17 protein-coding genes are annotated in these 18,368 nt (G+C 61.8%); 9 read left to right on the forward strand and 8 right to left on the reverse strand.

The window, feature by feature from the left end; genetic code table 11:
• The first annotated feature begins 92 nt into the window (after positions 1-92).
• From ACFX4T_RS18345 to ACFX4T_RS18355, 3 genes are all read left to right on the forward strand, one after another.
• Entirely contained in the window at positions 93-1,184 is a 1,092-nt protein-coding gene (locus ACFX4T_RS18345) for a DUF4439 domain-containing protein (protein WP_377653170.1), read from the forward strand.
• 69 nt (positions 1,185-1,253) lie between these two features.
• A complete protein-coding gene (locus ACFX4T_RS18350) occupies positions 1,254-1,982 on the forward strand; it encodes a VIT family protein (protein ID WP_223948540.1) in 729 nt (242 codons plus the stop codon).
• A 49-nt stretch (positions 1,983-2,031) separates the two neighbouring features.
• A complete protein-coding gene (locus tag ACFX4T_RS18355) occupies positions 2,032-3,030 on the forward strand; it encodes an aminoglycoside phosphotransferase family protein (protein WP_216925422.1) in 999 nt (332 codons plus the stop codon).
• On the opposite strand, the gene ACFX4T_RS18360 is transcribed toward ACFX4T_RS18355, so the two are convergent.
• Both ACFX4T_RS18360 and ACFX4T_RS18365 read right to left on the reverse strand, forming a co-directional pair.
• Complete coding sequence (locus ACFX4T_RS18360) at positions 3,023-3,817, reverse strand: TSUP family transporter (protein ID WP_216925296.1); 795 nt, start codon at positions 3,815-3,817, stop codon at positions 3,023-3,025. The two genes, ACFX4T_RS18355 and ACFX4T_RS18360, sit on opposite strands and share 8 nt — an antisense overlap.
• Positions 3,814-5,625 carry a proline--tRNA ligase gene (locus tag ACFX4T_RS18365; protein ID WP_216925297.1) on the reverse strand — a complete coding sequence of 604 codons (1,812 nt, stop codon included), beginning with the start codon at positions 5,623-5,625 and terminating at the stop codon, positions 3,814-3,816. Before ACFX4T_RS18365 ends, ACFX4T_RS18360 begins: the two co-directional genes overlap by 4 nt.
• A gap of 472 nt (positions 5,626-6,097) precedes the next feature.
• Between ACFX4T_RS18365 and ACFX4T_RS18370 the strand changes: the two genes are divergently transcribed.
• Genes ACFX4T_RS18370 through ACFX4T_RS18380 form a run of 3 tightly spaced genes read left to right on the forward strand, consistent with a single transcriptional unit; the run spans position 6,098 to position 8,219 of the window.
• The gene (locus tag ACFX4T_RS18370; protein WP_216925298.1) at positions 6,098-6,859 is read left to right on the forward strand and encodes an ABC transporter ATP-binding protein; all 762 of its coding nucleotides are present in this window, start codon (positions 6,098-6,100) and stop codon (positions 6,857-6,859) included.
• 8 nt (positions 6,860-6,867) lie between these two features.
• Positions 6,868-7,611, forward strand: a complete 744-nt coding sequence (locus tag ACFX4T_RS18375) for an ABC transporter permease (protein ID WP_223949264.1) — start codon at positions 6,868-6,870, stop codon at positions 7,609-7,611.
• Positions 7,608-8,219: a TetR family transcriptional regulator gene (locus ACFX4T_RS18380; RefSeq protein WP_223948536.1), complete on the forward strand. Its 612-nt coding sequence runs from the start codon at positions 7,608-7,610 to the stop codon at positions 8,217-8,219. Before ACFX4T_RS18375 ends, ACFX4T_RS18380 begins: the two co-directional genes overlap by 4 nt.
• Positions 8,220-8,226: 7 nt before the next feature.
• Here the strand turns inward: ACFX4T_RS18380 and ACFX4T_RS18385 are convergent, their stop codons facing one another.
• From ACFX4T_RS18385 to dxr, 5 genes are all read right to left on the reverse strand, one after another.
• Positions 8,227-9,105 (reverse strand): GNAT family N-acetyltransferase, encoded by an 879-nt coding sequence (locus ACFX4T_RS18385; protein WP_223949263.1) that lies wholly within the window; start codon positions 9,103-9,105, stop codon positions 8,227-8,229.
• Positions 9,068-10,234, reverse strand: coding sequence for a flavodoxin-dependent (E)-4-hydroxy-3-methylbut-2-enyl-diphosphate synthase (gene ispG, locus ACFX4T_RS18390; protein ID WP_216925300.1), 1,167 nt, complete (start codon positions 10,232-10,234; stop codon positions 9,068-9,070). Before ispG ends, ACFX4T_RS18385 begins: the two co-directional genes overlap by 38 nt.
• Positions 10,235-10,283: 49 nt before the next feature.
• Positions 10,284-10,577, reverse strand: a complete 294-nt coding sequence (locus ACFX4T_RS18395; protein ID WP_216925301.1) for a YciI family protein — start codon at positions 10,575-10,577, stop codon at positions 10,284-10,286.
• A 94-nt stretch (positions 10,578-10,671) separates the two neighbouring features.
• Entirely contained in the window at positions 10,672-12,003 is a 1,332-nt protein-coding gene (locus ACFX4T_RS18400; RefSeq protein ID WP_377653174.1) for a M50 family metallopeptidase, read from the reverse strand.
• 46 nt (positions 12,004-12,049) lie between these two features.
• On the reverse strand, positions 12,050-13,234 hold the full coding sequence (dxr, locus tag ACFX4T_RS18405) for a 1-deoxy-D-xylulose-5-phosphate reductoisomerase (protein ID WP_377653176.1): 1,185 nt from the start codon (positions 13,232-13,234) through the stop codon (positions 12,050-12,052).
• A 100-nt stretch (positions 13,235-13,334) separates the two neighbouring features.
• On the opposite strand from dxr, the gene ACFX4T_RS18410 reads away from it, so the two are divergent.
• Positions 13,335-14,795, forward strand: coding sequence for a lipase maturation factor family protein (locus ACFX4T_RS18410; RefSeq protein WP_377653178.1), 1,461 nt, complete (start codon positions 13,335-13,337; stop codon positions 14,793-14,795).
• On the opposite strand, the gene ACFX4T_RS18415 is transcribed toward ACFX4T_RS18410, so the two are convergent.
• Positions 14,792-15,865 (reverse strand): LacI family DNA-binding transcriptional regulator, encoded by a 1,074-nt coding sequence (locus ACFX4T_RS18415; RefSeq protein ID WP_377653180.1) that lies wholly within the window; start codon positions 15,863-15,865, stop codon positions 14,792-14,794. The two genes, ACFX4T_RS18410 and ACFX4T_RS18415, sit on opposite strands and share 4 nt — an antisense overlap.
• A 251-nt stretch (positions 15,866-16,116) precedes the next feature.
• Here ACFX4T_RS18415 and ACFX4T_RS18420 point away from each other — a divergent pair, with 251 nt between their 5' ends.
• Positions 16,117-17,442, forward strand: a complete 1,326-nt coding sequence (locus ACFX4T_RS18420) for an extracellular solute-binding protein (RefSeq protein ID WP_216925305.1) — start codon at positions 16,117-16,119, stop codon at positions 17,440-17,442.
• On the forward strand, positions 17,439-18,368 hold the full coding sequence (locus ACFX4T_RS18425) for a carbohydrate ABC transporter permease (RefSeq protein WP_216925306.1): 930 nt from the start codon (positions 17,439-17,441) through the stop codon (positions 18,366-18,368). Before ACFX4T_RS18420 ends, ACFX4T_RS18425 begins: the two co-directional genes overlap by 4 nt.

The following is an 18,368-nucleotide window of genomic DNA, read 5'->3' on the forward strand; positions in this document are numbered from 1 at the left end:
TGTTGTTGTGACTACTAGCCTAACGATTTTCGGCAGCACATGGTGCACGGTCTTTCCCTTGTCTGCCCGTCCACATGACACCATGGTGTGTTGTGGACGAGCAGACAAGGGAAAAACGACAATCTCCAGCTTGGGGTCGGCTCCTTCTTATTTCCGTGGTTGCGCTGCTCGTTGCTGGCACGGGAATCCTACTTCTACCGCGGGATTCCGGGACTCCTCCTGAAGTTTCGTTCTCCGAATCTGCCCTCGCCTCCGCTTTCGCCGATACCAAGAGCCTGCAGGAATCGGCTGCTGGATTGATGGCAGCCGCAGGATCCGGTTCCCAAACGGCCGCACTGGACGATGCTGTGACATTGCTGACAACACAGTCCAGGGCCCTCCTTCCACCTTCGGCCGCAGCCAGCGCCATGGTCGGTACTGCTGATCCGGCTGACTCCTCCGCAACCTCGACGGCAAGCGATAAAGATGGCACGGCCGCGAAGGCAACGCCTACTTCGGTCGTGGCTGGCCTGACCGCCAGCGGCCGCCAACGGCTGGACGACGCCCGCGAGGCCGACGGCGGGACCGCCCGGTTGCTCGCCGCCGTCGGATCCGCCCAACTTCTCCAGGGCGAAAAACTGGCTGCGGTGTGGCAGGTGCCGGTACCGTCGCCGACGTCGAGCGGTAACCCGCCTGCCACAACATCTGCTGTGCACCAGTGCCCTTCCGTCAGCCCCACCCCGGATGCAACCGCTGCCACTACTGATGCGGCTCTTGCGGCCACTGTCCGCTCCGAACAGGAAGCCGTCTACATCTATCAGGTGACGCTGAAGCGCTTGGACGCTGGCGCAACTGCCCAAGCCGCCAAGGACCTTGCAGTGCACGAGCGTCTGCTTCAACAAGCCGAAGCCCTGACCCGCCGTAATTGTGGCGACGTCCCTACGCGGGAGGCCGGATACAGGCTGCCTGCGCAGTTCGCTGAAGACCCGGCTGCGGGCTTGGGGGCTCTGGAAACGGACTCTCTGGAGGGATTTGGCGACCTCATCGCGCTTTCGACAGGAGAGACCCGGGCCTGGGCTGCCAGTAGCCTGCTGGCCGCCGTCCGCAGGAGCTTGGATTGGGGTGCCACGCTTGCCGCCTTGCCGGGGTTGGAGCTCGACGTCGATGACTTGCCTCCCCTGCCGACGCCCACCCGCAGTGAGTAAAAGGGGCGGATGGGATAGGCGAGCCTAGCCATGCTGGTCAAGGCGGCCCGCCAGTGCTTGGCTTGAAGCATGGCTTCCGCAGAAACTGCCACCACACACGAGAACGAACCGCACCGTGATGACCTTGCCCACCGGCTGAACTGGCTGCGCGCCGGAGTTCTGGGTGCGAACGACGGCATCGTCTCCGTCGCCGCAATCGTCGTCGGCGTGGCCGGTGCCACCACCAACACCGGCAGTATCCTTGCTGCCGGCACGGCTGGCCTGGTGGGCGGAGCCATTTCCATGGCGCTGGGCGAATATGTATCCGTCAGCAGCCAGAGCGACACGCAGAAGTCGCTCATCGAGAAGGAACGCCGGGAACTCGCCGAGCAGCCGAAGGAAGAACTCGAAGAGCTCGCCGCGATCTACCAGGCGAAGGGGCTCACCGCGCCTACCGCTCGGACAGTGGCGGAAGAACTGACGAAGCATGATGCCCTTGCCGCCCACCTGTCCGCCGAGCTCAATATCCACGAAGACGACATTGTCAGTCCTTGGAACGCCGCCCTTGCATCGGCAGTGGCGTTTACCCTGGGCGCCGTGCTTCCCATGCTGGCCATCCTGCTCCCTCCCCCCGCAATGCGCGTTCCACTGACGTTCGTTGCCGTCCTGCTGGCTCTCGCGATCACGGGAGCCGTGGGGGCTTGGATTGGCGGGGCGCCCAGGTTCCGCGCTGCAGCCCGGGTGGTGTTGGGCGGAGCCTTGGCGCTTGCAGCCACGTTCTCGATCGGAACCCTCTTGGGCGCCAGCGGCGTTTTCTGAGGGTAGTACCGCCGGGCAGAGCTAGGCTGATGGCGTGACCCTTCACGCCATGATTCCGATTCCGGGCGACCTGCACGCCCGATACAACCGCGATTCTGCGGGGCGGGACTGGCTGGCGAGCCTTCCGGGGCTTATCCGTGAGGCTTTGGACCGTTGGCAGTTGTCCGTGGACCTCCTGCCCGGTGAAGAGCCGTGGAACGGACACGGAGCCTTGGTTGTGCCCGTTCTCCAGCACGGCAGGCAGGCTGCGCTGAAGATCGCATATCCGCATGAGGAAGCACTTGTAGAGCGCCATGCTCTGGCCCTGTGGGGTGGCCGCGGAGCTGTCCGGCTCCTGGCTGCCGACGCCGCCAGTTGTTCCATGCTGCTGGAACGCCTTGACGCGTCCCGTTGGCTCCAGGATGCTCCCATGGATGAAGCCCGGCAGGTCTGGGGCGAGATCATGCGCGAGCTTTCAATTGCCCCGGATGATCGTCCCGAGTGGCGGGGATTCGACCACATCGCTGCCACGGCCGAGCGCTGGAGCGACGAAATGCCTTCGGAGTGGGAGCGGCAGGACCGCCCCTTCCCGCGATGGTTATTGGAGGCCGCGCTGGAAGTGTGCCAAACCCGCGGTGCTGTTGGCCGCCGATCCGGCAGGGACGTCCTGGTGCATACCGATCTCCACTTCATGAACATCCTCGCTGCCTTGGGCGCGGACCGCCGCAACTACCTGGCCATCGATCCCCAGCCGCAGATCGGTGAGGCCGAATTTGCGGTGGCACCTGTTCTGTGGAACCGGATCAAGGATTTGTCAGATCGCGATCCGGCGGCTGCCCTGCGGGAGCGATGCCGGGACTTCAGCCTCGCCGCCGGCCTTGATCCGGAGGTCGCGCGACAGTGGAGCATTGCCCGCGAAGTGAATAATGCCCTGTGGTCCGCGGGAAAGCGGGGACACGAAGGCGATCTGGCCCGTTCCCTGTGGGTGGCCAGCTCACTGGCGGGCAGGACGCTCGAAGGACTTCCAACAGCAAAGGATTTGCCGGAGCCCGGGGACGCGGTCAGCTGACGTTGTCGTTCCAGACGTCCACGCCGAGCTTGATGATCAGTGCAGCGACGACGATCAGGAACACGATCCGTACAAAGCTGCTCCCCCTGGCTACGGCTGTCCGGGCACCAAGGTACCCGCCCGCCATGTTCGCCAGCCCCAGCACCAGGCCCACTCCCCACAACAAGGAGCCGTGGGGGAGGAAGAAAATGAGGGCACCGGCGTTGGTGGCCATGTTGACGATCTTGGCCTTTGCACTGGCTTCAAGGAAGGCGTAGCCCATGGCCGAGACCAAGGCGATCACGAGGAATGATCCTGTACCGGGCCCGATCAGGCCATCGTAGAAACCGATCACGGCACCGATCAGGCAGGCCACCACATAGTGCTTGTGCCCATCGTGCCGAAGAGCCGTCAGCTCACCTGCGCTGGGGCGGAGTGCCGTGAAGATCGCGACGGCGATCAGCGCCAGGACGATGATGGGCTTGAAGACGCTGGCCGGCAGGGAGGCAGCGAGGATGGCACCGCCAAAGCTCCCCGCCAGCGCAATCACCGCCATGGGTATTGCCGTCTTGAGGTCCGGTCCCACTCGCCGGTAATAGGTTGTGGCACTGGTGGTGGTGCCGAAGATGGAACCCATCTTGTTCGTGGCCAGGGCCTGGACGGGCGTGATTCCAGGCACCAGCAGCAGTGCGGGGAGCTGGATCAGCCCCCCGCCTCCTACTACCGCGTCAACCCAGCCGGCTGCGAATCCAGCCACCACAATCAGGATGATGGTGGTGAGCTGGATTGTCTCGAAGCCGGAAATCACCGGTTACGAACTGCGTTGACCACGTAATCCACGGCCTTTTCCACCGAGATGTTCTCGGCTTCACCGCTGCGACGGTCCTTGATCTCCACAACGCCGTCCACGAGCCCACGGCCGACGGCCAGGATAGTGGGCACGCCGACGAGCTCGGCATCCCCAAACTTGACGCCGGGAGAAACCTTGGGCCGGTCATCAAAGATGACGTCGAGGCCTGCAGCCTCGAGTTCCGCCGATAGCTTCTCTGCAGCTTCGAAAATTTCGTCACCGCGGCCCACAGCCACAACGTGGACGTCGGCAGGGGCCACCGTCCGTGGCCACACGAGGCCGCGGTCGTCATGGTTGGCCTCGGCAAGGGCTGCGACGGCACGGGTGACACCAACACCGTAGGAGCCCATGGTGACAACAACCTGCTTGCCGTTCTGGTCCAGTACCTTCAGGTCCAGCGCCTCGGCGTACTTGCGTCCGAGCTGGAAGATGTGGCCCATTTCGATGCCACGGGCAGTTTCAAGCGGTCCGGAGCCGTCGGGCGCCGGATCCCCTGCCCGGACGTCGGTGCATTCGATGACGCCATCCCAGGTGAAGTCGCGGCCCGCTACCAGCCCGAAGACGTGCTTGCCATCAATGTTGGCGCCCGTCACCCAGGTTGTGCCGGAGACGACGCGGGGATCCACGAGGAACAGCAGCTTGGAAGATCCTTCCAGGCCCAGCACGGCTTCCTCCAGGGACAAACCAGGCCCGATGTAGCCCTTGACCAACCATGGCAGCTTCTTGAGGTCTTCCTCGTTGGCTGCCTCCAGGCCGATCTCGCCGGCAATGGGAAGGAACGATCCAATGTTCGCTTCCACCCGTTTGAGATCCACGGCACGGTCACCCGGAACGCCGAGGACGACGATCTGGCGTTCGCCGGTGGGGAGAGTCACGGCGAGCACGACGTTCTTCAACGTGTCGGCGGCAGTCCAGGCGCCGCCGTCGGCCTCGCCGCGGGGTGCGAGCTGGTTGGCTGCGTCAACCAGAGTCTCGATGGTCGGTGTGTTCGGTGTGTCCAGAACCTGCGCTGCTGGTGCGTCCGTGAAATCAATATCCTCAGGGACAACCGTGGTGACGGCCTCGACGTTGGCGTAATAGCCGCCGGCCGAGCGCACAAAGGTGTCCTCCCCGATCTCCGTGGGGAAGAGGAATTCTTCGCTCTTGGAGCCGCCCATGGCGCCTGCGGTGGCAGCAACCGGAATGACTTCCAGGCCCAGGCGTTCGAAGATCTTCAGATAAGCAGCGCGGTGGGCGGCGTAGCTCGCGTCCAGGCCGGCGTCGTCAACGTCGAACGAGTAGGAGTCCTTCATAATGAACTCGCGGCCACGGAGGAGGCCTGCACGGGGGCGCGCTTCATCGCGGTACTTGTTCTGGATCTGGTACAGGCTCAACGGCAGGTCCTTGTACGAGGAGTACAGGTCCTTGACCAGGAGGGTAAACATTTCCTCATGCGTGGGAGCCAGGAGGTAATCGGCACCCTTGCGGTCCTGAAGCCTGAACAGGCCCTCTCCGTACTCGGTCCAGCGGTTGGTGGCCTCGTAGGGTTCCCGCGGCAGCAGGGCCGGGAAGTGGACTTCCTGTGCGCCAATGGCGGACATTTCCTGCCGGATGATTTCCTCCACCTTGCGCAGGACGCTAAGTCCCAGTGGCAGCCATGTGTAAATGCCAGGCGCGGCACGGCGGATGTAACCGGCCCGGACCAAGAGCTTGTGGCTGGCGACCTCGGCGTCGACGGGATCTTCGCGCAGGGTGCGAAGGAACAACTGGGAAAGGCGAAGGACCACGGGTACGTATCCGTTTCTATGGCAGGTGTGGCAAAAACAACTGTCTACTAATCTACCGGCTGCCAGCGGGCGGCTCCGCACAGAGAAGAGCCACGCCGTCGCGTCTGGAAGCCCCTGGCCAAAGATCGGCTGGTCATCCTGCGATGGCGTGGCTCAGCGGCCGGCCGGCCGCAGACTCTGTCCGGGGACTAGTCCCCCGTTCCCTCCAGCGGAACGGGATCGCCTGCGACTGGGAAGCATTGGTGACTGCCGAGCTCACGGATGATGCGGCTGCCAAAGGCAGCCTTCAAGGTCTTTGCCATGATTCCCCCTGTAACCACCCGTGCCCCATCGACACGGCTTGGGAAAAACCTATGTGATAGCGGACACGTTTTCAAGGATTTCGATGGCAAAGGCCTATTGACCGCACCTTTGGCCAGACTTAGCGTTAATTCATCACTTGGTGAATTACTCGGGGTTACCGGAGGCAGCCATGTCAGAAGCAGCAATAGAAGCCACAGGCCTGCACATCTCGCGGGGCAGGACAAGGATCCTGCGGGGCCTGGATTTCGCTGTGGCCAGCGGGCGCATCACGGGGCTTCTCGGCCCGTCAGGAAGCGGCAAGACAACACTCATGCGCGGCATAGTGGGGGTCCAGCGGATCACTCGTGGATCCATTAGCGTCCTCGGCCGTCAAGCAGGCAGCGCACCCTTAAGGCACGACGTCGGGTACGTCACCCAAGGTGCCAGCGTCTACTCGGACCTCAGCGTCGAAGCCAACGTCAAGTACTTCGGAGCCATGCACAAGGCATCGGCGACGGACGTGGCGGAGTCGATTGCCGCCGTCGGGCTCGAATCGTTTGCCAAGCAGAAAGCCGGGAACCTCTCGGGTGGGGAGTTCAGCCGCCTGTCCCTGGCATGCGCGCTGGTGGCACACCCTAAGCTGCTGGTCCTGGACGAACCGACAGTGGGTTTGGATCCGGTACTGCGTGCGGAGTTATGGGAGCGGTTCGTTGACATGGCCGCTGGCGGAACAACGCTCTTGGTTTCCAGTCATGTGATGGAAGAAGCGTCGCATTGTTCCTCGCTGCTGCTTCTGCGGGACGGTCTGCTGCTGGCACAGCTCACACCCGCCGAGCTCGCGGAGCGGGGACGCAGCAACGACCTTGAGCGGGCGTTCCTGAACATGATCAAAGACGCCGAACGCGGCCCGGACAGCGGACACCCAGCAAAGAAAAGCGAGGTGGCATCATGAATCTCCGGATGACCTTTGCCACCACCGCCCGGGTCCTGGATCAACTGCGGCACGATCACCGCAGTGTGGCGCTCATTATGGTGGTCCCTGCGCTGCTGCTCACCGCCGTCTATTATCTTTTCGAAAACGAAACACTGCCCCCGGGTTTTCCTCGCACTTTCGACCGCGTTGGCTTGATGATGCTGGCGATCTTCCCGTTCGTCGTAATGTTTCTGGTCACGTCCATCACCATGCTGCGGGAACGAACCTCCGGGACCTTGGAGCGGCTCCTCACCACACCCATCCATAAAGCGGACCTCTTGTTCGGCTACGCCATTGCCTTCTCCATCATGGCCGCGCTGCAGTCCCTGGTGGCGACGGCAGTTGCATATTGGATCTTCAATCTCGACATCAAGGGCAGTCCCGGGTTCGTCGTGATGATCGCGGTCATCAACGCTGTCCTTGGAGTGGCCCTGGGGCTGCTGTGTTCAGCCTTTGCACGCACCGAGTTTCAAGCCGTCCAGTTCATGCCGGTAGTGGTGGTGCCACAGATCCTGCTCTGCGGACTCTTCGTGGCCCGTGAGCAGATGAACGACGTCCTCGAGGCCATCTCCGGCGTCCTTCCCCTGACGTTTTCTGTTGATGCCCTTCAGGAGATCGCAGGAAACGTCGATGCAACTGAAACCCTGTGGCAGGACACCTTGGTGATGGGCGGAATAGTGGTGGGAGTCCTTGTCCTTGCCTCTTTGACGCTGAGGCGGCAGACCTCATGAGCCTGGAACCGCTGCGCCGCGGCCGTCGAAGCGGGAGCGACCATTCGCGCGAAGCCATTCTGGTGGCGGCCCGGAAGTTGTTCGCAGAGCAAGGGTTCGATGGCACGAGCCTTCGGCAAGTGGCGCGGGAAGCCTCGGTGGATCCGGCCATGGTGCATCACTTCTTCAAAGGCAAAGACGAATTGTTCGCCTCCAGCGTAGAGTTGCCTGCCGACCCTGACGAGGTCCTGGCAGGCGTTGAAACCCTGGAACCGGAAGCGAGGGCAGAAGCACTTGTCCGTGCCGTAGTCCGGTTGTGGGAGAGCCCGGCGCAACCCGGCTTGGTTGCATTCGTCCGGGGAACCATCGGATCCAAGGCCAAAACAGCACTGCTGCGGGAGACCGTGAGCCGGACCATCCTGTCCCGGGTCATGGTGGGCGTGCAAGGTCCTGCTGAGGAAGTCCGCCTGCGTGGCAATCTGGTGGCGACACAAGTGGTGGGACTGATGCTGCTCCGCTATGTGATCCGACTCGAACCTCTGGCGAGTGCTGATCAGGAAGAAGTAGTGAGCCTGGTGGCACCCACCATCCAGCGGTATCTGACCGGGAACCTGGACTCCCCCAAGTAAGTGCCTGCTAGAACAAAACCGTTGCGAACGTACCGACCTGCTCGAAGCCGACTCTTTCATAAGTGGCACGCGCTTTGGCGTTGTAGTCATTGACGTACAGGCTCGTTACGGGCGCAAAGGTGCGTGAGAGATTTACGACGGCGGCCATGTAGCCAGCACTCTGGTGGTGTCCACGCATCTCCGGATTCATCCATACGCCCTGGACCTGCGTGACGTCCTGGGTAACTGCACCCAACTCTGCCTTGAAAACAACGGTCCCGGCAGCGTCGATGTGGACCAGGGAATGACCTTGGCGGATGAGCCCCGCAACACGCCTGCTGTAGAAGTCCTGGCCGCCCAGGAACGGCGAGTAGCCAACTTCTTCTTCGAACATTGCGGCGCATGCGGGCAGAATGCGTTCGAAGTCCGTCATCGTGCCGAAGGTCAGCAACGGATTGGCTTCGATGGCCGGACCACCGGAAATAGTCAAAAGGGGCTGCCTGGAACGGACTTCGTGCGCGAAGTGTCCCAACTGCTCAAAACGGGAGTAGAGCGCCAGCACTGTTTCGGCCGGTCCGAAGATGGAGGCGTACCGCCTGCCGGATTGGTGGGCCGCCGTAGCCACATATCCGGTGAGCCCTGGGTCCAGCTGCACCGGGACCAGATTGGCCCCCGCCCAACAGGCTCCAAGGAGGGTGTCGTCGTCGAACACGCCAAAGACGCTGGCGCCTCCGCTGGTGGGCGCTGCCGTTCCTACGCTGTCCAGATGCGCCAGGATGAAGACGTTGGCAACGGGATCTTCGCTGGCAAGCGCGCGAAGGGCCAAGGTGTCGGCACTGCCGAGCACCCTGACCCCCAGGCCTGTCTCGTTACGAGACGCTAACCACGGGGCTACCCTTGACAGCATCTTCGCCATCGGCCTCCCCCATCTCTTCAGCGATACGCATGGCCTCTTCGATCAGTGTCTCAACAATTTCGCTTTCAGGCACTGTCTTGATGACTTCGCCCTTCACGAAAATCTGGCCTTTGCCGTTTCCGGAGGCCACACCGAGGTCTGCTTCACGGGCTTCGCCCGGGCCGTTGACTACACAACCCATGACGGCCACGCGGAGGGGGATTTCCATCCCCTCAAGGCCAGCGGTCACTTGCTCAGCCAAGGTGTACACGTCCACCTGGGCACGCCCACAAGACGGGCAGGACACAATCTCAAGCTTGCGCGGGCGCAGGTTCAATGACTGCAGGATCTGGTTGCCAACCTTGATTTCCTCCACGGGCGGCGCCGAGAGGGAAACGCGGATAGTGTCACCGATGCCGCGGGACAGCAGTGCCCCGAAAGCGGTTGCAGACTTGATGGTCCCTTGGAAGGCCGGACCGGCCTCGGTCACGCCAAGGTGCAGGGGCCAGTCGCCCTTCTCGGCGAGCATCTCGTAGGCAGCCACCATGATGACGGGGTCGTTGTGCTTTACAGAGATCTTGAAGTCGTGGAAACCGTGCTCTTCGAAGAGCGAGGCCTCCCAGACAGCCGACTCCACCAGTGCTTCAGGAGTGGCCTTGCCGTACTTCTTCATGATGCCCGGCTCCAGGGAACCAGCGTTGACGCCAATCCGGATGGACGTGCCGTGGTCCTTCGCGGCTGCCGCGATTTCCTTGACCTGGTCATCGAACTTCCGGATATTGCCGGGGTTCACTCGGACCGCTGCACATCCCGCTTCAATAGCCGCGAAAACGTACTTCGGCTGGAAGTGGATATCGGCGATCACGGGAATCTGGGATTTGCGGGCAATGATCGGCAACGCCTCGGCGTCGTCGGCTGACGGACAGGCAACGCGGACGATGTCGCAGCCCGAAGCCGTCAGTTCAGCGATCTGTTGAAGCGTGGCGTTGATATCCGTGGTGGGCGTCGTAGTCATGGACTGCACGCTGATGGGTGAATCGGAGCCAACGCCAACAGACCCCACCTTGATCTGCCGCGTCTTACGGCGCGGGGCAAGGACGGGGGGTGGGGCGGCTGGCATTCCCAGGCTGACCGAGGTCACGTGGACTCCTTGGGTTTGGGGTGGATCGTTGTGGTGGAGGACGCCTGGGCTAGGACGCGTGGGCAGCCAGGACGCCGATGATGGGGTCCCATCCAGTGGTGCGGATGCCAGCTATGACTCCGGCTTCGGCAAACGGATCCTGCTTCAGGAGGTCATTGAGTTCGGCTTCATCTGCTGACTTGAAGATGAGCAGAGCGCCGGCACCGTCACCGTAGGGTCCACTCGCAAGCAGCGTGCCATCCTCTGCGAGGTCGCCCAGCCAGGCCCGGTGCGCCGGGCGGGCTTCGTCGCGGAGGGCGCCGGATTCGGCGACGTATACATACTCAACAGCGAAAACAGTCATGAAACTAGCCTATCCCGCCGCGTCCGATGATCCGCCATCCATTCCAGCTCACGCTGCCGGCTCCAGCTCACCCTGGGGGCCCGGTGCGGGAATCTCAGCCAAAGATGTTCACCGGCTTGACGATGTCCGCGTAGATCAACAGCGCGCCCATGGCCATCAGCAGCGCGGCCACCACATACGTGGCAGGAAGGAGCTTTGCGATATCAAAAGCACCCGGATCCGGCTTTCCCCTCAGCTTGGCCACTTGACGCCGGGCCCCCTCATACAGCGCACCTGCCACGTGGCCGCCGTCGAGAGGCAGCAGGGGTACCAGGTTAAAGATGGCCAGCGCGAAGTTCAGGCCAGCAAGCAGACCTACCAACGTTCCGATTCGTGCTTGGAGCGGTACCTCTTCCATCGCAGCGACTTCGCCGGCCACCCGACCGACGCCAACCACACTGATGGGGCCGTTCGGATCCCGGGGTTCCTCGCTGAAGGCGGCCTTCGCCACACCCACCACGCGGGCAGGCAGGTTAAGGATTACTCCCGAAATCTGCTTGATGTTCTCCCCCGCCATGGGAAGAACCGACGACGCCGGCTGGGGAACCAAGGCGCTCTGCGCGCCGATTCCCAGGAAACCAACCTCCTGGTACTTCAGCACGCCATTGGCGTCCTGCTCCTGGCGTCCATCGGCACCCACAACCGGCCGCGAGGACAAGACTGGGGTAACGGTGGTGGAAACTTCCGAGCCGTTGCGTTCAACGGTGATGGGTACCTCCCTACCCGCCGAGGCCCGGATCCAGCCGGTGAGTTCATCCCAGCTGGTGACGGTTTTGCCGTCGAAAGTCTTGACGGTGTCGTTCGGCTGCAGCCCGGCAGCTGCCGCGGGCGTTGGCTTGCAGTCCGCTGAATCAGGATCCACCGTTTTCCCCGCAGCGACCTGGCACTTTGAGACGTCCGCGATGGTCGTGGTGGCCGTGGCAACGCCAAAACCCATGAGCAGGATGGCAAGGAGAACCAAACCGATCAGCATGTTCATGGCCGGACCGCCGAGCATGATGATGATCTTCTTCCAGACCGGCAGCTTATAAAAGACCCTGCCTTCGTCCCCGGGGCCTACTTCTTCGTGCGCGACGGAACGGGCCTCGCTGGCAAGTGTCTGGAACATACCCGTGCTGGAGGGACGTACCCCACCATCTTCTTTGTTGGGCGGGTACATGCCGATCATGGCCACGTAGCCACCCAACGGAAGGGCCTTGAAACCGTACTCCGTTTCGCCCTTCTTCCTGGACCACAAAGTGGGTCCAAAGCCAATCATGTACTTGGTCACGCGCACTTTGAAGAGCTTGGCGGGGACCAGGTGGCCAACCTCGTGCAAGGCGATGGACACTGCGACGCCAAGGGCGACGAAGACGACTCCGAGGATGAAAAGAAGGACGGGACTCATGCCGACGGGACTGCTTCCATAGGGTTTTCTTTGCTGGGTTTCTTTACTAAACGGCGCTGTTGGCTAAACGATCATGGGTGCGTGTGCGTGCCCAACTCTCAGCATCCAGCACGGACTCCACCGTAAGCTCCGAAGAACCTGAATGTTCGCTGAGGACGGACTCCACCGTGTCCACGATGTCCGTGAAACGGATGCGACCGGCGTGGAAAGCCTCCACGGCTTCCTCGTTGGCCGCGTTGAAGACGGCAGGATAGGTGCTGCCCTGCTTCGCGGCCTCTTTGGCGAGCTCCACTGCCGGAAAGGCAACCGAGTCCAGTGGTTCGAACGTCCAGCTTGTGGCTTGGGTCCAGTCGCATGGCTGGACAGCCTTGGGAACCCTCCCCGGCCAGCCCAGCCCCAGGGCGATGGGAAGCCGCATGTCAGGCGGCGACGCCTGGGCGATGATGGACCCATCCACAAACTGGACCATCGAGTGGACCACCGACTGTGGATGGACCACGACGTCGATCCTGTCCAGGGGTACGTCGAACAGCAGATGTGCCTCGATCACTTCAAGGCCCTTGTTAACGAGGCTCGCCGAGTTGGTGGTGACCATGAGGCCCATATCCCAGGTGGGATGCGCCAGAGCCTCGGCCGGTGTGACATCGTGAAGCTGTTCACGGCTGCGGCCCCGGAAAGGTCCGCCGGACGCCGTGAGAATCAACTTCTCCACCTCCTGCTCAGTACCCGAACGCAGGCACTGGGCGATGGCCGAATGTTCGGAATCGACAGGCACAATCTGGCCGGGGCGGGCAGCTGCTTTCACGAGTGCACCACCGACAATCAGCGACTCTTTATTGGCGAGCGCCAAGGTGGCACCGGATGCCAGCGCGCCCAGGGTTGGCGCCAGGCCAATGGAGCCAGTGATGCCGTTGAGAACGACGTCGCATTCCACTTCGGCGATGCGGGTGGACGCGTCCGGTCCAACGAAGATTTCCGGGGCAAAGTTGCGCAAGCCGCTTCGGGCCGCCGCGGCGTCAATCAGGTTCTGCAATGCTTCTGGATCGCCGTGGGCAATGCCTACGGCCAACGCCCGCGTGTGCACTGCTTGATGGGCAAGCAATTCCAGGTTCCCGCCGCCGGCGCTCAGGGCCACCACTTCGAAAAGGTGCGGGGCGCCGTCGACGACGTCAATCGCCTGTGTGCCGATGGAACCGGTGGACCCGAGGATGACGATCTTGCGCGGCTGCATTGCTTAAGTATCCCAGCAGCCGCAGAAGGGTGCGAACGTAGCACCCGGGTAAGTGGATAACCCTGCTTGACCACTTCTTTCCCGCGCGTAACGTGGAATTGTGGAGTGGCTGGACTGGTTTGACGCGCGGAACTACGAATTCGCCCGGCAGGTATTGCAACGCGGTACTGCCGCCCTTTATCTGGTTGCGTTCCTCTCCACCATGAACCAGTTTCCTGCACTCCTTGGCGAGCACGGCCTGCTTCCCGTCCCGTCATTCCTTGACATAGCGCGCCGCCTCGCCCGGCCCACTCTCTTCCAGTGGCGGTACTCGGATGCCTTGTTGCGCACGGTCTGTTGGGTGGGAATTGCCATGTCCGCCTTGCTGGTGTTGGGCTTACCGCAGCTGGGCCCACCGTGGCTGCCGATGCTGGCGTTCCTCACCCTCTGGTTCCTGTACATGTCGATCGTGAATGTGGGCCAGACGTTCTATGGCTTTGGCTGGGAGATACTGCTGCTGGAGGCTGGTTTCACCGTAGCTTTCCTTGGCTCGGACCAGGTTCCGCCACCCACCACCATCCTGATCCTGGTTGCGTGGCTGGTGTTCCGGCTTGAGTTCGGTGCGGGAATGATCAAAATCAGGGGCGGCCGTGAGTGGCGCGACCTTACGGCGATGTTCTATCACCACGAGACGCAGCCGATGCCCGGACCGCTGAGCCGGCAGGCCCACCTCCTCCCCCGTCCGTTGCACAAAGTGGAAGTGGTGGGAAACCACTTCGCGCAGTTGGTGGTTCCGTTCTTCCTGTTCGCGCCCCAACCGCTGGCAAGTATCGCGGCGGGAATCATCATCGTGACGCAGCTTTGGTTGGTGGGCAGCGGTAATTTTGCCTGGCTGAACTGGATGGCGATCGTTCTCGCCTTCGCGGCAGTGAGCGATCCGGTGGCGCATGCGGTTCTTCCCGTTATCCCGCTCGAGTGGCACACAGGTGCCGAAACTCCGGTGTGGTGGCTCGTCGTCGTACTTGCCGTGACGGTCCTTTTGCTGGTCCTCAGTTACCGCCCCCTCCTGAACCTCTTCTCACGCCAGCAACTAATGAATGCGAGCTTCAACCGCTGGCGCCTGGTCAATGCCTATGGTGCGTTCGGTACTGTGACGAAGCAGCGGATCGAGATCGTCGTTGAAGGCACTATGGCTGAAGAGCCAGATGCATCTGACGAGCACTGGCTGGAGTATGGCTTCAAAGGCAAGCCCGGGGACGTGCGCCGCCTCCCGCGGCAGTGGGCGCCGTATCACCTCAGGCTTGACTGGCTCATGTGGTTCCTGCCGCTGCGGACCGTCCACGAGGGGTGGTTCTACACCTTCCTGGAGAAGCTGTTGGAGGCAGACAGGCCCACTCTTGGGCTGCTTCGCCATGACCCGTTCGACGGCGAACGCCCGCGTTGGGTGCGTGCGCGCAGCTATCTTTACCGTTTCGCCAGCCGTGCGGAGTTCCGTGGCACGGGTGAGCGTTGGGTACGGGTATTACTGTACGACGCCATTCCGCCGGTCTCACTCACGCCTCGACGGCGGCGGCTCCTTTAGCGTTGCCTGACCTGGCCCCGGACGCCCGCACGCCCGGACACGGGCGGTGGCGCTGTGGATTCACGGACCACCAGATGCGTAGCCAGCTCCACCCGGCGGGAGTCGATGTCCTCGCCATGGACCTGGCGGAGGATGAACCGCAGGGCCGAACGGCCCATCTCCTGTAGTGGCTGTGACACGGACGTCAGGGGTGGAACGGATTCTTCCGCTTGGTGTGTGCCGTCAAAACCGACGAGGCTCATGTCCTCCGGAATCCGGATGTCCTGCCTTCGCGCTTCAGCCAGGACACCCAGCGCGATGCTGTCACTTCCAGCGAATATTGCCGTGGGCGGATCCTCAAGTGCCAGCAGGGCCTTCATGCCTCGCACACCGTTCTCGGGCCTGAACGCGCCGGAGGAAACATAGTCGTCGTCCACGGTGATGCCCTCTGCCATGAGGGCCGCCATATAGCCGTGGAGCCGCGCCTGGCTGCATTCCGCCGTGGCCGGTCCGCCTATATAGGCGATCCTGCGGTGTCCCAACCCGAGCAGGTGGGTAGCTGCGGCCTTGCCTCCGGCCCAGTTGCTCGCGCCCACGCTGAAGACGTCTGCCGGTGGCGGGTTGAGGGGGTCCACCACCACGATCGGGATCCGGCGGCGTTGGAAGGCTTCCAACTGTGCGGAGCCAAAGGCGGAAGTGACCACGATCATTCCGCTGCGGCCTTCGTCGATGATGCGTTGAGCCCGCTCCTCGGGTCCCAAAGGTGACGCCGTTTGCCTGCTGGTCACCGAGAGGATGACCTCCATGTCCGAGACCGCCGCATGCTCCATGACCCCGTTGAGGACTTCCACGGAGTAGGCAGAGTTCAGGGAGTCGAAAACCACCTCAACTGACTGCCGGGCCGGAAGGCTTTTGCGTTGGAGCGGCGACTTGTATCCGCTGCGCTGCAAGGCCGCCAGCACGCGCGCCCGGGTTTCCTCGGCCACGTCCTCCCTGCCGTTCACCACTTTGGAAACCGTAGGCGCTGAAACACCCACCTCTTTGGCCACGGCAGCCAGTGTGAGCTTGAGCGGACGTTGCTCGCGTTCCATAATCCCCCTGCTTTCGAAATATTTCGGCTTGCTTCGAGTATGGGGGACGGGGATGGAAAGCTCAAGATTGCTGCAGTTACAGGCCGACAAGAACAAACGCGGCCCCTGACGTGTGATGGAATGCACTTTAGTTTAGACCGTGACCTAAACAGCATTCGCGAAATATTTCGGTATTTTTCGATACGTGGTCACTCCTTTTGGGAGATGGGCACCGCAAGGTGCCCAACGAGGCGACTACACATGGAGAAGCAATGAAGCAGTTCCAATCATCACGGCGTTCTTTTCTGGCTCTAGCGGCAGTTACACCCTTCGCAGTCATGGCAACCAGTGCCTGCGGTACGTCCGGACCGGGCAGCGCGAGCGGAGGAGGCGCCAGCATGTGGTTCCTCTCCGGTGAGCCGAACCAGACCACCATCCAGAAGGCCGTCGATGCTTTTGGTTCGTCGAATCCCGACAACAAGATTGCTGTCACGTACTTCCAGAACGATGCTTACAAGACGAAGATCAAAACTGCGATCGGCGCCGGCCAGGCCCCAACCATCGTTTATGGATGGGGTGGCGGGACGTTGAAGACCTACGCCGAGGCCAACCAGGTGGAGGACCTGACCAGCTGGTTCGAGGCCAACCCGGATCTAAAAAACAAGTTCTTCCCCGCTTCCTTCGGTGCAGCCACCGTCAACGGCAAGATCTACGCCCTCCCCAACCAGTACGTGGCGCCTATCGTCCTGTTCTACAACAAGGAGCTCTTTGAAAAGGCCGGGGTGCAGCCACCCAAGACCTGGGACGACATCATGTCGCTGGTAAAGACCTTCAACGATATGGGCGTTGCCCCGTTCTCCCTGGGCGGTCAATCCCGCTGGACCTCCATGATGTGGCTGGAATACCTGCTGGACCGCATCGGAGGGGCCGACGTATTCAAGGCGATTTTCGAAGGCAAACCCAATGCCTGGATGGATCCGGCCGTGATCGAAACGGGTACCAAGATCCAGGAACTGGTATCCGCCGATGGCTTCATCAAGGGCTTCTCCTCCATTACGGCGGATTCGAAAGCGGATCAAGCGTTGTTGTTCACGGGCAAAGCAGCAATGTTGCTTCAAGGCTCCTGGACGTACGGACCCATGAAGAAGGAAGGCCAAAACTTTGTCCAGGACGGAAAACTGGGCTTCGTCACCTTCCCGACCATCCCGGGAGGCAAGGGAGATCCGAAGAATGGCGTAGGCAACCCCGCCCAGTACATGTCGATTTCAGCCAAGGCCACCGACAAGGAAAAGGAAACGGCTAAGAAGTTCTTCAAGGACGGCATCATGACGGAAACGGTCATCGACGCCTATATCAACTCCGGTTCGGTCCCGATCGTCAACGGAATTGAAGACAAGCTCGCAACGTCCCCGGACAAGGACTTCCTGAACTTCGTCTACGACCTCGCCAAGAATGCCCCGAACTTCCAGCAGTCATGGGATCAAGCCCTGAGTCCCACTGCGGCCGAGGCCCTGCTTAACAACATCGACCAACTCTTCCTGAAGTCGATCACGCCACAGCAGTTCGCCGAGAACATGAATGCCACCCTGGGCAAATGAGCTCAACAACCACTCACAGGGCTGCCACTGCATCGCGGAAAATCGAGCAGACCGGGCAGCAAAAATCTGCCCTTGCATGGCTGACGGTGCCGGCTTTGATCTTCTTCGTGGTGTTCGCACTTGCGCCACTGGTAGGTGTCCTCGTTCTGAGCTTCGCCAACTGGGACGGCATCGGCGCCATCGGAGCAGCCGGTCTGGAGAACTGGTCCTCGGTTCTCAGCGATCCCGGACTGTACAACGCACTGGGCCTGACTTTCCTGATCATGATTGTCTCCTGGCTGGTTCAGACTCCCATCAGCCTTCTCCTGGGAGTCTTCACGGCCGGCACGCAGCGTTACAGGGCTGCCCTGGCGGTGTTGTACTTCCTACCGCTGCTCCTCTCCTCCGCGGCAGTTGCCATCGCGTATAAAGCACTGTTGGACCCTAACTTTGGCCTGGCGGTGGGGCTGGGTTTGCCCTTCCTCGCACAAGACTGGCTGGGCGTCCCACAGTTGGCATTGGGCTTGGTCATCTTTGTGATCGCCTGGCAGTTCGTGCCCTTCCATACGCTCATCTACCAAGGTGGTGTCCGGCAAATCCCCAAGTCCCTGTACGAGGCAGCACAGATCGATGGTGCGGGAATCATTAAGCAGTTCTTCCACATCACGCTTCCGCAGTTGAAATACACCATCATCACCTCGTCCACCCTGATGGTTGTCGGATCGCTGACGTACTTCGACCTCATCTTCGTCCTGACCGGCGGCGGGCCGGGTAACTCCACCCGAATCCTGGCGCTGGACATGTACTTGCGCGGCTTCCGGGCCAACCTGATGGGCCCGGCAAGTGTCATCGCGGTCATCCTCGTCGTCATCGGCCTTGTCCTTGCCCTGTTCCTCCAGCGCCTTGGAGGCAAGGACAAACAGGGCAGCCAATTGGAAGGTTTGTAA

Source organism: Paenarthrobacter sp. YIM B13468 (assembly GCF_042788025.1).
Classification (GTDB): domain Bacteria; phylum Actinomycetota; class Actinomycetes; order Actinomycetales; family Micrococcaceae; genus Arthrobacter; species Arthrobacter aromaticivorans.

What these genes read in the sequence shown, in the direction of transcription:
- ACFX4T_RS18355 (WP_216925422.1), top strand. Translation starts at nt 2,032, where the DNA reads ATGATTCCGATTCCGGGCGACCTGCACGCCCGATACAACCGCGATTCT.
- ACFX4T_RS18400 (WP_377653174.1), bottom strand. Translation starts at nt 12,003, where the DNA reads ATGAGTCCCGTCCTTCTTTTCATCCTCGGAGTCGTCTTCGTCGCCCTT.
- dxr (WP_377653176.1), bottom strand. Translation starts at nt 13,234, where the DNA reads ATGCAGCCGCGCAAGATCGTCATCCTCGGGTCCACCGGTTCCATCGGC.
- ACFX4T_RS18370 (WP_216925298.1), top strand. Translation starts at nt 6,098, where the DNA reads ATGTCAGAAGCAGCAATAGAAGCCACAGGCCTGCACATCTCGCGGGGC.
- ACFX4T_RS18415 (WP_377653180.1), bottom strand. Translation starts at nt 15,865, where the DNA reads ATGGAACGCGAGCAACGTCCGCTCAAGCTCACACTGGCTGCCGTGGCC.
- ACFX4T_RS18350 (WP_223948540.1), top strand. Translation starts at nt 1,254, where the DNA reads ATGGCTTCCGCAGAAACTGCCACCACACACGAGAACGAACCGCACCGT.
- ACFX4T_RS18380 (WP_223948536.1), top strand. Translation starts at nt 7,608, where the DNA reads ATGAGCCTGGAACCGCTGCGCCGCGGCCGTCGAAGCGGGAGCGACCAT.
- ACFX4T_RS18395 (WP_216925301.1), bottom strand. Translation starts at nt 10,577, where the DNA reads ATGACTGTTTTCGCTGTTGAGTATGTATACGTCGCCGAATCCGGCGCC.
- ACFX4T_RS18420 (WP_216925305.1), top strand. Translation starts at nt 16,117, where the DNA reads ATGAAGCAGTTCCAATCATCACGGCGTTCTTTTCTGGCTCTAGCGGCA.
- ACFX4T_RS18425 (WP_216925306.1), top strand. Translation starts at nt 17,439, where the DNA reads ATGAGCTCAACAACCACTCACAGGGCTGCCACTGCATCGCGGAAAATC.
- ACFX4T_RS18385 (WP_223949263.1), bottom strand. Translation starts at nt 9,105, where the DNA reads ATGCTGTCAAGGGTAGCCCCGTGGTTAGCGTCTCGTAACGAGACAGGC.
- ACFX4T_RS18375 (WP_223949264.1), top strand. Translation starts at nt 6,868, where the DNA reads ATGACCTTTGCCACCACCGCCCGGGTCCTGGATCAACTGCGGCACGAT.